Raw genomic sequence first — 13,736 nt, 5'->3', positions numbered from 1 at the left:
CAAGACGCACAGCCAGGAAAGCGGCCCAGCCCCCGACAGCCAATGCCAGACATCACCATCCTCTTCCCGTCGGTCCTGAACGGACTCACGACCGGCGCCGTGTACGCGCTGATCGCGGTGGGGCTCACGCTGATCTACGGCGTGCTGCACATCATCAACTTCGCCCACGGCGCGAGCCTGATGCTGGCGCTCTACGCGGTGTACTTCCTCAAGGAGCGCTGGGGCATCGACCCTTACCTGGCGCTGCCCATCGCCGTTGCTGGCATGTTCGCGCTCGGCTATGCGCTGCAGCGCGTGGTCATCAACCGTGCGGGCCATGGCAAGGACGAGAACATCCTGCTGGCCACGCTCGGCATCGCCATCGTGATGGAGAACCTGGCGCTGCTGTTCTTCAAGTCGGACACGCGCAGCATCGACACCGCCTACTCGCTGAGCACCGTGGCCATCGGGCCCGCGATGATCGCCGTGCCCAAGCTGGTCGCCTTCGCCGGTGCTCTGGCGGTGTCGGGCATCCTGTTCTGGATCATGGGCCGCACCGATCTGGGCCGCGCCATCCGCGCGGTGGCCAAGGAGGAGGAGGGCGCCAAGCTCATGGGGATCGACGTCGACCACGTCTACGCGATGAGCTTCGGCATCGGCCTCGCATGCCTGGGTGCCGCGGCCTGCTTCCTGCTGCCTGCGTACTACGTCAACCCGCAGGTGGGCAGCGGCTTCGTGCTCGTGGCCTTCACCATCGTGGTGCTGGGCGGCATGGGCAGCTTTGTGGGCGCGCTCGTCGGCGGCTTCCTGATCGGCGTGGTCGAGTCGCTCGGCGGGCTCTACCTGGGCGAATCGCTCGGGCAGATCGGGATCTTCGCGATCTTCATCGGCGTCGTGCTGTTCCGCCCGCAGGGCATGTTCGGAGCCAAGGCATGAGCGCGGGCGTGAAGCAACTTGCGGGCATCGCGCTCTTCGCGGCCGTCGTCGGCTGCGTGCCGTTCTTCACCCAGTCTGGCGTGATGCTCAACTTCGTGATGATGGCGCTGTACGCCACGCTGATCGCGCAGGCCTGGAACATTCTCGGCGGCTTCGGCGGGCAGTTCTCGTTCGGGCATGCGCTGTTCTTCGGTACGGGCGCGTACATCCAGGCCATCGCGCAGCTGCAGGGCGGCATCAACGCGTGGGTCGCGCTGCCGCTGGCCATCGCGGGCAGCGCGCTGGTGGGCCTGTTCGTCGGCGCGCTGACCTTCCGCTACGGCCTGAAGGGCTCGTACTTCGCGCTCGTCACGCTGGCCTTCGCGGAGGTGTTCCGCATCCTCGCGACCTCGGTCTCGTTCACCGGCGGCGGCGTGGGCCTGATGGTGCCGCTGCGCGAATCGGTGGCGAACATGCAGTTCGCCTCGCGTGCCGGCTACATGTGGGTGGTGCTGGCGATGGTGGTCGTGGCGCTGCTGGTGACCTGGTGGCTGCGCAACGGCCGCTTCGGCGCCTACCTGCAGGCCGTGCGCGACAACGAGGACGCCGCACGCGCCGTGGGCGTGAACCCGTTCCGCGTCAAGCTCGCGGCCATCGGCCTGTCGGCAGCCTTCATGGGCGCGGCCGGCGCCTTCTACGTGCAGGTGTTCCAGTACATCGACGCGGGCATCGCCTACGGCTCGGTCACCTCGGTGGAGGCGCTGGTCGCCGCCATCGTGGGCGGCATGGGCACGCTGTGGGGGCCGGTGCTGGGCGCGGTGGTGCTGCACCTGCTGTCGGACTTCACGCGCAACCTGTTCGGCGAGCTGCCGGGCATCAATATGGTCATCTACGGCACGGTGCTGGTGCTCATCGTGATCTTCCTGCCGCGCGGCGTGGCGGGCCTGGGGCTGTCGGTGCGGCAGCTGTGGAAGGCGAAGGGAGGCCGCGATGAATGAGCCCCTGTTGAAACTCGACAACATCTCGCGCTCCTTCGGCGGCCTGAAGGCCGTGCAGGGCGTGAGCCTGGCGGTGAAGGAAGGCAGCCTCACGGCGCTGATCGGCCCCAACGGCGCGGGCAAGACGACGCTGTTCGCGCTGATGTCGGGCTTCCTCAAGCCCGATACCGGCACCGTGCGCTTCGCGGGCCACGACATCACCGGCCGCGAGCCGCACCGCAACGCCGTGCTCGGCATGACGCGCACCTTCCAGATCGTGAAGCCCTTCGCCGCGCAGACCGTGCGCGAGAACATCGCCGTGGGCGCGCACCTGCACGAGCGCAGCCGCGCCCAGGCGCTGGCCAGCGCCGAGGCGGTGGCGCTGCGCGTGGGCCTGGCGCCGCAGCTCGACAAGCCGGCCTCCGACCTCACCGTGGCCGGCCGCAAGCGGCTCGAACTCGCCCGCGCGCTCGCCACGCGGCCCCGCCTGTTGCTGCTCGACGAAGTGCTCGCAGGCCTCAACCCCCAGGAGATCGCCGAGATGATGCCGGTGGTTCGCGGCATCGCCGACAGCGGCGTGACCGTGCTGATGATCGAACACGTCATGCAGGCCGTGATGAACCTGGCCGAGCACGTGTGGGTGCTGGCGCAGGGCCGGCTGATCGCCGAGGGCAACCCGGCGCAGGTGACCTCCGACGAGCGCGTGGTCGAGGCCTACCTGGGCCACGGCACGGCGGCGCGCCTGCGCAAGGCGGCCGCGGGAGCTGCCGCATGAACCCGCTGCTTGAAATCCGCGGATTGCGCGGCGGCTACGGCCGCGTCGAAGTGCTGCGCGGCGTCGACCTGCAGATGAATGCCGGCGAGATGGTCGCGCTGCTCGGCAGCAACGGCGCGGGCAAGTCCACGCTCAACAAGATGGTCTGCGGCCTCGTGCCCACGTGGAGCGGCAGCGTGCGCTTCGACGGGCGCGACCTCACGGGCGCGCACTACCGCGAGGTGGTGAAGGCCGGCCTCATCCAGGTGCCCGAGGGACGCAAGGTGTTCCCCAACCTCAGCGTGCTCGAGAACCTCGAACTCGGCTCCTTCACCCGCGCCCGCGAGCGGCGTGCGGCCAACCTCGAGAAGATGTTCCACATCTTCCCGCGCCTGCGCGAGCGCATCGACCAGCACGCCGGCACCATGAGCGGCGGCGAGCAGCAGATGCTGGCCATCGCGCGCGGGCTCATGGCCGAGCCGGTGCTGCTGATCCTCGACGAGCCTTCGCTCGGCCTCTCGCCGCTGCTGGTGGAGGAGATGTTCACGCTGATCCGCGAGTTGCGCGACGGCGGCCTCGCAGTGCTGCTGGTCGAGCAGAACGTGGGCCAGTCGCTGGAGATCGCAGACCGCGCCTACGTGCTGGAGAACGGCAGCGTGCGCTTCTCGGGCAAGCCCGACGAGCTGCTGCAAAGCGACGAACTGCGGCGCGCCTACCTGGGCCTGTGAAGCGCCGAAGAACAACGAGACAACAAGGAAACCCCATGATCCATCGCCGCGACATCCTCATCGCACCCGCCGCGCTGGCCTTCGCCGCCGCTGCCCGGGCGCAGCTCGGCAATGCGCCGGTGCGCATCCTCGTCGGCGCGCCGGCGGGCGGCTCGACCGATACGCTGGCCCGCTCGCTCGCCGTCAGCATGGGCCCTGCGCTGGGCCGCACCGTGATCGTCGAGAACAAGCCCGGCGCCGGCGGCAACATCGCCGCCGACGCCGTCGCCAAGGCCGCACCCGATGGCAACACGCTGCTGATGAGCTTCACCAGCCATGCCATCAACGCCACGCTGTATCCGTCGCTGCCCTTCGATCCGGTGAAGGACTTCACCGCGCTCACCTGCGTCGCGACCTCGCCGTCGATCCTGGTGGCCAACCCTTCGCTGCCGGCGAAGGACGTGAAGGAACTCGTCGCGCTCGCCAAGGCCAGGCCGGGCCAGCTCAACTTCGCGATCGGCGCGGTGGGCTCGTCGCTGCACATGGCGGGCGAGGCCTTCAAGATGCAGTCGGGCGTGGACATCGTGAACATCCCGTACAAGGGAACCGCGCCCGCGGTGCAGGACCTGCTGGCCGGCCAGGTGCAGCTGATGTTCGCGGCCGTGGGCAATGTCAAGGCGCACATCCAGGCCGGCAAGCTCAAGGCGCTGGGCGTCACCACGGCCAAACGACTGCCCGCGTTCCCCGACGTGCCGGCCATCGCCGAGGCCCTGCCGGGCTACGAATCGAGCGCATGGTTCGGCCTGTTCGGACCGGCGCGCCTGCCGGCGGACGTGGCGCGCAAGCTCAGCGATGCGGCTCGCCATGCGCTGCAGCAGCCCGACATGCTCAAGCGCCTGGACACCGAGGGCGCCATACCGGTCGGCAACTCGCCCGAGCAGTTCACGGCCTTCGTGCAGAGCGAGATCCCGCGCTGGGCCAAGGTGGTGAAGTTCTCCGGAGCCAAGCCCGAATGAGCACGCCCGCAGCAACCCGCGCACAGGTGGCCGCAACCCGGGCCGGGCAAGCCCGGCCGCAGACGCTCGCGCAGAAGCTCATCGCGCGCGCCAGCGGCCGCGAGCACGTGGCGGTGGGCGAGATCGTGACCTGCGGCGTCGACCTGGCCATGTTCCACGACTCCTCGGGTCCGCGCCGGCTCAAGCCCATGCTCGAGGAGCTGGGCGCGCGCATCTGGGACCCCTCGCGCATCGTGCTGGTGATGGACCACTACGTGCCCGAGCGCGACGACGACTCGCGCCGCATCGTGCGCATCGCACGCGAATGGGCGCGCGACCAGGCGCTGCCGCACGTGTACGACAGCCAGGGCATCTGCCACGTGGTGGTGCCGCAGCACGGGCACATCCGCCCCGGCATGCTGTGCGTGGGGGGCGACTCGCACTCGCCCACGGGCGGTGCCTTCGGCGCCTACATGTTCGGCGTGGGCAGCACCGAGATGCTGGGCGTGGTGGTCACCGGCGAGATCTGGCTGCGTGTGCCCGAGACCCTCCAGATGTGGTGGGACGGCGCGCTGCCCGCAGGCGTCACCGCCAAGGACATGATGCTGCACATGATCGGCCGCTTCGGCATGAACGGCGGGCGCTACCAGGCGGTGGAGTTCGCCGGGCCCGCGGTGGCTGCGCTGTCGATGCAGGAGCGCATGACGCTGTCGAACATGAGCGCGGAGCTCGGCGCGCAGGCCGGCCTGATCGCGCCGGACGACACCACCGCCGCCTTCCTCGCCGAGGCCGGCGCGCCGCCGGCCGACATGTTGGCGTGGTTCACCGACGACGGCGCCGAACTCACGCGCTACCGCTTCGACGCGGCTGCGCTCGAACCGCACGTGGCCGCGCCGCACAGCCCCGCCAACTCGCGCGGGGTGAGCCACTACGCCGGCACGCCGGTCGACGTGGCCTACATCGGCGCATGCACCGGCGCCAAGCTCGACGACCTGCGGGCGGCGGCGCAGGTGCTGCGCGGGCACAAGGTGGCGGCAGGCATCCGGCTGATCGTCGCGCCTGCGAGCATCCAGGACCAGGAGCGCGCGCGCGACGAGGGCGTGCTGCAGGTGCTGACGGATGCAGGCGCTGAACTCTTCCCGACCGCCTGTGGAGCCTGCTCGGGCTACGGCGACCCGATGGGCGACGACATCACCGTCATCTCGACCACGGCGCGCAACTTCAAGGGCCGCATGGGCTCGCCCACCGCGCAGGTGTACCTGGGCTCGCCCTACACCGTGGCGGCAGCTGCGCTGCGCGGCCGCGTGACCGATCCGCGGGAGGTGCTGGCATGAACGCCGCGAACACCACGGACGCCACGCACGCCACCCACCGCGTCTGGCGGCTCGGTGCCGACATCGACACTGACCTGCTCGCGCCGGGCCACGCCATGAAGCACGGCATCGACATCATCGCCAGGCACTGCCTCGAGGCCGTGCGCCCCGATTTCGCCGCCGGCGTGCAGCGCGGCGACGTGATCGTGGCCGGCCCCAACTTCGGCATCGGCTCCTCGCGGGAGCAGGCCGCCGCGGTGCTCGTCCACCTGGGCGTGAGGGCGGTGATCGCGCCGTCGTACAGCGGCCTGTACTTCCGCAACGCCTTCAACGTGGGCCTGCTGCTGCTGACCTGCGCGCAGGCCGAGACCCTGGCCGAGGGCGACCGTATAGCGCTCGACGCCACGCTGCCCGGAGTCATCGGACCGGACGGCAGGCCGCTGGCCTGCGAACCGGTGCCCGGGTTCCTCATGGACATGGTCCGCGCCGGCGGACTGCTGAACCAGCTGCGCCAGCGTACTGGCCGCCCCGCCTCGAAGAAAGCCACCGATGCCTGAGACTTCCTCCACCACAACCATCGACCCCGTCACGCTCGCCGTGCTGCGCGGCCGCCTCGAACAGGTGGCCGACGAGATGGACGCCACGCTCTACCGCAGCGCGTTCAATCCCATCATTGCCGAGGCGCACGACGCCTGCCACGGCCTGTACGACGCCGCCACCGGCGACACGCTGGTGCAGGGCAAGTCGGGCCTGCCGGTCTTCGTGGGCGCCATGGCCTTCGCCGTGCGCGCCACGGTCAAGGCGGCCGAGCCGCGCGGCGGCATGAAGGACGGCGACATCTGGATCAGCAACGACGCCTACGACGGCGGCACGCACGCCAACGACTTCAAGCTGGTGAAGCCCTTCTTCCGCAACGGCAGGCTCTACTGCCACATGGCCTCCGCCGCGCACTGGCACGATGTGGGCGGCGCGGTGCCGGGCAACTACAACCCCGCGGCCACCGAGTGCTGGCAGGAGGCGGTGCAGATACCGCCGGTGCGCATCGTGCGCAACGGCGTGCTCGACGCCGACGTGCTGGCCATCCTGCAGGCCAACACGCGCCTGCCCGACAGCCTGTGGGGCGACCTGAACGGCCAGCTCGCGGCGCTGGAGCTGGGCGCGAAGCGCCTGGACGGCCTGCTCGACGAGTACGGCGACGAGCTGGTGCTCGACGCGCTGGGCGAGCTGCGCGGCCGCGCGCTGCGCCTGATGCGCTCGCACATCGCCTCGCTGCCCGACGGCCGCTACAGCGTCGAGGACGTGCTGGACAACGACGGCATCGTCAACGAGCCGCTGACCATCGCGCTCGACATGACGGTGGCTGGCGACCGGCTCACGCTGGACTTCTCCCGCACCTCGGCGCAGTGCGCGGGCCCGGTGAACATCTCGCGCGCCACCGCGGTGGCCGCGTGCTACGTGGCGCTCAAGCACCTGTTTCCCGACGTGCCGGCCAATGCCGGCGTGCTCGACGCGGTGGATTTCGTCATTCCCGCGCGGCTGGTGATCAGCGCCGAGCGCCCGCGCCCGGTGGGTGGCTACACCGAGACCATCCTGCGCATGATCGACGTGATCTTCAGCGCCGCCGCGCAGGCCGACCCCGCGCGCGCCGTGGCCCAGGCCTACGGCACCATCAACGCGCTGTCGATCGCGGGCCACCGCAGCGACAAGGGCCGCGAAGGCCAGCGCTGGGTGATGTTCAGCTTCTTCGGCGGCGGGCACGGCGGCCATTCCGACGGCGACGGCCTCGCGCACGGCAACGCGCCCATCTCGACCGCGACGATCCCGCCGCTGGAGATCCTCGAGGCCGCGTACCCGGTGCGCTTCACCGAATGGTCGCTTCGCCCCGACTCCGGCGGCGACGGCCGGCATCGCGGCGGACTGGGCGCCGCGTACGAGATCGAGCTGCTCGAGAAGGACGCCGAGGTGTTCGTCTTCGGCGAGCGCGGCACCTCGCCGCCCAAGGGCATCGCGGGCGGAGGGGCGGGCGCGCTCAACGTGTTCCGCTACGAGAACGCCGGCCAATGGCACACGCCCCCCATGGTGTCGAAGATGCGCGGCATCGCGCTGGCGCGCGGCGAGCGCGTGCGCCTCGAAACCCCCGGCGGCGGCGGCTGGGGCCCTGCGGCCGAGCGCACCCCTGCGCAGCGCGAGGCCGACGTGGCCATGGGCTATGTGAGCGGCGACAACACGAAGAAAGCATCCGAATGACTTCTCCTGGCAATTCCCTCGTCGTCGGCGTCGACGTCGGCGGCACCTTCACCGACCTCTTCGTGCTCGACGAGGCCAACGGCAGCGCGCGCATCGTCAAGGTGCCTTCCACGCGCGGCGAGGAGGCGCGCGGCTTCATGAATGGTGTCGCGCGCGTGGCGGACTCGGCCGGCGCCATCGCCACCATCGTGCACGGCACCACGGTGGGCACCAATGCGCTGCTGGAGCGCAAGGTGGCGCGCACCGGCATCATCACCACGCGGGGCTTCCGCGACGTGCTCGAGATGCGCCGGCGCGATCGCCCGCAGACCTGGGGCCTGCGCGGCAGCTTCCTGCCGGTCGTGCCACGCGACCTGCGCCGCGAGGTGGACGAGCGCGTGCTGGCCGACAGCACGCTGCACACGGCGGTCGACCTGGAGCAGGTGCGCGCCGAGGCGCGCTCGCTGCTGGAGGCGGGCTGCGAGGCGGTGTGCGTGTTCTTCATCAACACCTATGCCAACCCCGAGAACGAGCGCCTCGCGGTGGCGGCGGTGCGCGAGCTGTGGCCCAACCCGCACGTCACTTCGGCCAGCGAGGTGCTGCCCGAGATCCGCGAGTTCGAGCGCTGCTCCACCGCCACGCTCAATGCGGCGCTGCAGCCGGTGGTGGGCAGCTACCTCGGCCGGCTGGAGAGCGACCTGCGCGCGCAGGGCTTCGGCGGCGAGCTGCTGGTGGTGCAGAGCAACGGCGGCGTGATGTCCCGCCAGACCGCGAGCGACCTGCCGGTGCGCACCGCGCTGTCGGGGCCGGCGGCCGGCGTCATCGCCTGCGCGGCCATCGCGCGCGCTGCCGGTTTCCCGAATGCGATCACCGGGGATATGGGGGGCACGTCCTTCGACGTCTCTCTGGTGGCCAACGGCGAGGCCGCGCTGGCCGCGCAGACCGCCATCGAGTTCGGCATGGTGATCCGCTCGCCGATGATCCAGATCGAGACCATCGGCGCCGGCGGCGGCTCCATCGCGTCGGTGGACGCGAGCGGCATGCTGCAGGTCGGCCCCGAGTCGGCGGGCAGCGTGCCGGGGCCCGCCTGCTACGGGCGCGGCAACACGCGGCCCACGGTGACCGATGCGAACGTGCTGCTCGGGCGCATCGCGGCGGACCGTCCGCTGGGCGGCGGCCTGCTGGCGGCGCTGGACGCGCAGAAGTCGCACCAGGCCATCGAGGAACACGTCGCGCGTCCGCTGGGGCTCGACGTGCATGCGGCCGCCGAAGCCATCCTCACCGTGACCAATGCGCGCATGGCCGGCGCGATCCGCCTGGTGTCGATCGAGCGCGGGCACGATCCGCGCCGCTTCGCGTACATGCCCTTCGGCGGCGGCGGCGCCCTGCACGTGTGCGCGATGATGCGCGAGGTGGGCGTGGCCACCGGCATCGTGCCGCGCTACCCCGGCGTGACCTCGGCGCTGGGCTGCGTGATCGCCGACATGCGCCACGACGCGGTGCAGACCATCAACAAGGCGCTGGCCGATCTGGACGTGGCCGACCTTCGCCAGCGCATCGACGAACTGGCCGCCAGCTGCCAGCAGCGGCTCGATTCGTCGGGCGTGCGCTTCGACGAGGTGCGCGAGGTGGTCGCGCTCGACATGCTCTACGCCGGCCAGACGCACACGCTGCCGGTGGTGCTGCCCGATGCCGGCCAGGCGCCGCTCACGGCCGGGTCGATCCGCTCGGCGTTCGAGGCCGCCTACACCGCAGCCTTCGGCCGCGTGCTCGACGGCATCGCGATCCGCGTGATGAACCTGCGCTATGCGCGCATCGGCGTGCGCCCCAAGTTCGACCTGAAGGTGCTGGCGCCCGAAGGCGAGGGCAGCACCGCGCCGGTGGGCACGCAGCGCGTTTTCCACCAGGGGCAGTGGCACGACGCGCTGCGCTACGCGCGGCTCGAACTGCCGGTGGCCGCACGCATCGACGGGCCGGCCATCCTCGAGCAGGCCGACACCACCGTGTGGCTGGAGCCCGGCTTCCATGCCGAGGTCGATGCATACGGCAACCTGCTGGTGAGGCCGTCATGAGCGTCGGCGCGAAGATCCTTCCGGCGAAGACGGCGCTGGTCGTCATCGACCTGCAGAACGACTTCCTCGACCCCAAGGGTGCCTACGCGCGCGGCGGCGACGCCAACCCGCCCGCGCTGCTGCTGCCGGAACGCGTGGCCGGCGTCGCGCGCGCGCTGAAGGCGGGCGGCGGACTGGTCGTGGCGAGCCAGTTCACGCTGTGGCCCGACGCGAAGGGCGAGCCGATGATCTCGCCGCACCTGAAGGCGCTGCGCCCGTACCTGGCCAGGGGCGACTTCGCGCCCGGCAGCTGGGGCCAGGCCAACGTCGATGCACTGGCGGGCCTTGTCGACGTCAACGTGAGCAAGGTGGCGTACTCGGCCTTCTTCAACACCCAGCTCGACTGGGTGCTGCGCCGCGCGGGCATCGACACCGTGGCGGTGTGCGGCATCGTCACCAACGGCGGCGTGGCCAGCACGGTGCGCGATGCGCACATGCGCGACTACCGCACCCTGGTGCTCGGCGACGGCTGCGCGGCCTTCGGCCAGGAGCGCCACGACACCTCGCTGGCCGACATGCGCAACGTGGCCGAAGTGACGGACTGCGTGCGTTTCATCGAGTCGCTGGCATGAACGAGCCTCGAAGAACGCTCCGGCGTGCCGCGAAGGTGGAAGCCGACGCGCACGTGCCGGTGGCCATCGTCGGCGGCGGAGCCTGCGGGCTCACCGCGGCGCTGATGCTGGCCGACGCGGGGGTGGACTGCGTGGTGCTCGAGCGCGACGCGCTGCCGAGCGGTTCGACCGCGCTCTCGTCGGGCTTCATTCCCGCGCCGGGCACGCGCACGCAGCGCGAGCACGGCGTGGCCGGCGACAGCGCCGAGCGCTTCGCGGCCGACATCCAGGCCAAGGCGCACGGCCGCGCTGCGCCTGCGCTGGTCGAGGCGTATGCCAGCGCCATCGGCCCCGCGCTCGATGCGCTTCAGGCGCGCCACGGCCTCGAGTGGATGCTGCTCGACGGCTTTCTCTATCCCGGGCACAGCGTGCACCGCATGCATTCGCTGCCGCAGAAGACCGGCGCCGCGCTCATGGCGGCGCTGCTGGCGGCAGTGGAGGCGGCGGGCATCCCCGTGCTGACGCAGGCCGTGGTCGACACGCTGGTGCTCGACGATCAAGACCGCGTGATCGGCATCGACTACCTGCGTCCCGACGGCCGGCGCGAAACGCTGGGCTGCGACGCGCTGCTGCTGGCATGCAATGGCTTCGGCGGCAACCCGCAGATGGTTCGCACGCTGCTGCCCGAGATGGGCGAGGCCGCCTTCGGCGGGCACGTGGGCAACGACGGCAGCGCGATCCTCTGGGGAACTGCGCTGGGCGCACGGCTGCGCGACCTGGGCGGCTACCAGGGCCACGGCTCGTGGGTCACGCCGCAGGGTGCGCTGATGTCTTGGGCCGTGATGATGGAAGGCGGCGTGCAGCTCAACTGCGAAGGCCGCCGCTTCCACGACGAGACCCAGGGCTACTCCGAGGCCGCGGTGCACGTGCTCGCGCAGTCGGGCGGCATCGCCTGGAACGTGTTCGACACGCCGCTGCTCGCGCTGGCGCGCGGCTTCCCCGATTTCTGCGAGGCCGAGGCCGCCGGCGCGCTGCGCCGCTGCGACTCGGTGGCCGCGCTGGCCGAATGCATCGGCTGCGAGGCCCCTGTGCTGCAGGCCACTCTCGACGCGATGCGCGACGCAGCCGCGCCCGATGGCCGCGTGTTCGCGCGCGGGCTCGAAGCGCCGTACTTCGCCGTCAAGGTGACCGGCGCGCTCTTCCACACCCAGGGCGGCCTCGACACCGCGCCCGACATGCGCGTGCTGCGCCAGGACGGCACGCCGCTGCCCAACCTGCTGGCCGCAGGTGGTGCGGCCGGCGGCGTGTCGGGGGACGCGGTGTGGGGCTATCTCTCCGGCAACGGCCTGCTGAGCGCCGTCGCCGGCGGCTACATCGCGGCGCGCACCGCCGCCGCACTCGTTGGACACAAGGAGGCGTCCGCATGACGACCCATGACTTCAAGACCCGGCTCGCGCGCAACGACATCGTGCTGGCGCCCGGCGTGTACGACGCGCTGAGCGCGCTGGTGGCCGAGCAGGCCGGCTTCGAGGCGCTCTACCTGTCGGGCGCCTCCATCGCCTACACCCGGCTGGGCCGCTCCGACATCGGCCTAACCACCTTCACCGAAGTGGCCGACACGCTGGCACACATCACCGAGCGGGTGGACCTGCCGGTGATCGTCGATGCCGACACCGGCTTCGGCAACGCGCTGAACACGCAGCGCACCGTGCGCGGCTTCGAGCGCGCAGGCGCGGCGATGGTGCAGATTGAGGACCAGACCTTTCCCAAGCGCTGCGGGCATTTCGACGGCAAGGCCGTGGTGCCCGAGCGCGAGATGGTCGGCAAGCTCAAGGCCGCGCTGGACGCGCGCGCTTCCAGCGACACGCTGATCCTCGCGCGCACCGACGCGGTGGCAGTCGAGGGGCTGGAGGCTGCGCTCGACCGCGCCGATGCGTACCTCGAATGCGGTGTGGACGCCCTGTTCATCGAGGCGCTGCGCTCACCCGAGCAGATGGACGCCGCCTGCAGCCGCTTCGCGCATCGCGTGCCGCTCTTGGCCAACATGGTCGAAGGCGGCAAGACGCCCATCCAGGACGCCGATGCGCTGCAGCGCCACGGCTTTCGCATCGCCATCTTCCCCGGCGGCACGGCGCGCGCGGTGGTGCACACGCTGCAGGGCTACTACGCGAGCCTGCACCGGCACCGCACCACGCAGCCATGGCGGGCGCAGATGCTGGACTTCGATGCGCTCAACGAAGTGATCGGCACGCCCGAGCTGATGCGCGAAGGCCGCAAGTACGAGTAGCCGGTAGCCGCCTCAGCGCAGCACGCGGATCAGCTCGTCGTACACCAGCCGCACGCGCGCCGGCACCGGTGCGCGCTGCGAGCGGTAGACGTGGATCGGCCAGGGCCCGGGTGCCTCGGCCTCCAGCACCTCCACGAGTTCGCCCGATTGCAGCAGGGGCTCGGCCAGCGGGGCCACGAGCTGGCCGAAGCCCAAGCCTGCGCGCACGGCCGCGCACTCGGCATCGACGTCGTCGGTGACGAAGGCCGGCGCCGCGACCGGCACCTGCCGCCCCTTGCTGAAGAACCACGACCACGGGCGGCCCGAGCTGCGGTCCATCAGCGCGGTGAGCGGAAAGCCGGGCAGCGCATCGAGGTTCTGCGGAATGCCGGTGCGCTCGATGAGCGCGGGCGCCGCCACCACGTAGAGACGCATCCTGCCGACCGTGCGGGCGACGAAGCGCGCATCGCGGATGGGGCCCGCGCGCACGCCGACGTCGATCTGCTCGTCGACCACGTCGGCATGGCTCTCCGACAGCCGCAGATCGAGCACCAGGCCGGGATGCGCGGCCAGCATCGGCGCGAGCGCCTGCGGGATCAGCCGGCGGCCGAAAACGTTGGGCGCGGTCACGCGCACCGTGCCCGCGTGCTGCGATAGCGCGCGCCGGTCGGTGCGGTGGAACAGCGCATCGACGCCGCCCACCGCGGCACGCGCACGCTGCGCGAGCTGCCGGCCGAAATCGGTGAGCTGCACGCCGCGCGTGCTGCGGTGGAAGAGCGGCTCGCCCAGTTCCTCCTCGAGCTCGCGCACCGCGCGCGTCACCACCTGCGGCGACACCGAAAGGCGCACGGCTGCCTCGCGGAAGTTGGAGGCGTCGGCAGCGGTGAAGAAGACGCGCAGCGCCTCGAGGCGATTGGACATGGAGTGTTCCTCGAATGGGAA

The 13,736-nt window shown here is 71.1% G+C and carries 13 protein-coding genes; 12 read left to right on the top strand and 1 reads right to left on the bottom strand.

Features of this window, described 5'->3' with window-relative positions; translation table 11 throughout:
* Positions 1–42: 42 nt before the first annotated feature.
* From ACAM57_RS27900 to ACAM57_RS27845, 12 genes are read left to right on the top strand one after another with little or no spacing between them, the layout of a single operon-like run.
* Positions 43–915 carry a branched-chain amino acid ABC transporter permease gene (locus ACAM57_RS27900; RefSeq protein ID WP_369659702.1) on the top strand — a complete coding sequence of 291 codons (873 nt, stop codon included), beginning with the start codon at positions 43–45 and terminating at the stop codon, positions 913–915.
* Complete coding sequence (locus ACAM57_RS27895; protein WP_369659701.1) at positions 912–1,892, top strand: branched-chain amino acid ABC transporter permease; 981 nt, start codon at positions 912–914, stop codon at positions 1,890–1,892. Before ACAM57_RS27900 ends, ACAM57_RS27895 begins: the two co-directional genes overlap by 4 nt.
* Positions 1,885–2,646 carry an ABC transporter ATP-binding protein gene (locus ACAM57_RS27890; protein ID WP_369659700.1) on the top strand — a complete coding sequence of 254 codons (762 nt, stop codon included), beginning with the start codon at positions 1,885–1,887 and terminating at the stop codon, positions 2,644–2,646. The genes ACAM57_RS27895 and ACAM57_RS27890 overlap by 8 nt, the downstream gene beginning before the upstream one ends.
* Positions 2,643–3,353, top strand: a complete 711-nt coding sequence (locus ACAM57_RS27885) for an ABC transporter ATP-binding protein (RefSeq protein WP_369659699.1) — start codon at positions 2,643–2,645, stop codon at positions 3,351–3,353. The genes ACAM57_RS27890 and ACAM57_RS27885 overlap by 4 nt, the downstream gene beginning before the upstream one ends.
* Positions 3,354–3,391: 38 nt before the next feature.
* A complete protein-coding gene (locus ACAM57_RS27880) occupies positions 3,392–4,348 on the top strand; it encodes a tripartite tricarboxylate transporter substrate binding protein (protein WP_369662486.1) in 957 nt (318 codons plus the stop codon).
* The gene (locus ACAM57_RS27875) at positions 4,345–5,661 is read left to right on the top strand and encodes a 3-isopropylmalate dehydratase large subunit (protein ID WP_369659698.1); all 1,317 of its coding nucleotides are present in this window, start codon (positions 4,345–4,347) and stop codon (positions 5,659–5,661) included. The genes ACAM57_RS27880 and ACAM57_RS27875 overlap by 4 nt, the downstream gene beginning before the upstream one ends.
* Positions 5,658–6,197, top strand: coding sequence for a 3-isopropylmalate dehydratase (locus tag ACAM57_RS27870; RefSeq protein ID WP_369659697.1), 540 nt, complete (start codon positions 5,658–5,660; stop codon positions 6,195–6,197). The genes ACAM57_RS27875 and ACAM57_RS27870 overlap by 4 nt, the downstream gene beginning before the upstream one ends.
* Positions 6,190–7,887, top strand: coding sequence for a hydantoinase B/oxoprolinase family protein (locus ACAM57_RS27865; RefSeq protein ID WP_369659696.1), 1,698 nt, complete (start codon positions 6,190–6,192; stop codon positions 7,885–7,887). Before ACAM57_RS27870 ends, ACAM57_RS27865 begins: the two co-directional genes overlap by 8 nt.
* A complete protein-coding gene (locus tag ACAM57_RS27860; RefSeq protein WP_369659695.1) occupies positions 7,884–9,938 on the top strand; it encodes a hydantoinase/oxoprolinase family protein in 2,055 nt (684 codons plus the stop codon). The genes ACAM57_RS27865 and ACAM57_RS27860 overlap by 4 nt, the downstream gene beginning before the upstream one ends.
* Positions 9,935–10,549 carry a cysteine hydrolase family protein gene (locus ACAM57_RS27855; protein WP_369659694.1) on the top strand — a complete coding sequence of 205 codons (615 nt, stop codon included), beginning with the start codon at positions 9,935–9,937 and terminating at the stop codon, positions 10,547–10,549. Before ACAM57_RS27860 ends, ACAM57_RS27855 begins: the two co-directional genes overlap by 4 nt.
* On the top strand, positions 10,546–11,955 hold the full coding sequence (locus ACAM57_RS27850; RefSeq protein ID WP_369659693.1) for an FAD-dependent oxidoreductase: 1,410 nt from the start codon (positions 10,546–10,548) through the stop codon (positions 11,953–11,955). The genes ACAM57_RS27855 and ACAM57_RS27850 overlap by 4 nt, the downstream gene beginning before the upstream one ends.
* Positions 11,952–12,815: an oxaloacetate decarboxylase gene (locus ACAM57_RS27845; protein WP_369659692.1), complete on the top strand. Its 864-nt coding sequence runs from the start codon at positions 11,952–11,954 to the stop codon at positions 12,813–12,815. The genes ACAM57_RS27850 and ACAM57_RS27845 overlap by 4 nt, the downstream gene beginning before the upstream one ends.
* Positions 12,816–12,827: 12 nt before the next feature.
* Here ACAM57_RS27845 and ACAM57_RS27840 read toward each other — a convergent pair whose 3' ends face one another.
* Positions 12,828–13,715 carry a LysR family transcriptional regulator gene (locus ACAM57_RS27840; protein ID WP_369659691.1) on the bottom strand — a complete coding sequence of 296 codons (888 nt, stop codon included), beginning with the start codon at positions 13,713–13,715 and terminating at the stop codon, positions 12,828–12,830.
* Between the last annotated feature and the right edge of the window lie 21 nt (positions 13,716–13,736).

Source organism: Variovorax sp. V15 (assembly GCF_041154425.1).
GTDB lineage: Bacteria > Pseudomonadota > Gammaproteobacteria > Burkholderiales > Burkholderiaceae_C > Variovorax > Variovorax guangxiensis.
This window is presented reverse-complemented; position numbering and strand designations above follow the sequence as displayed.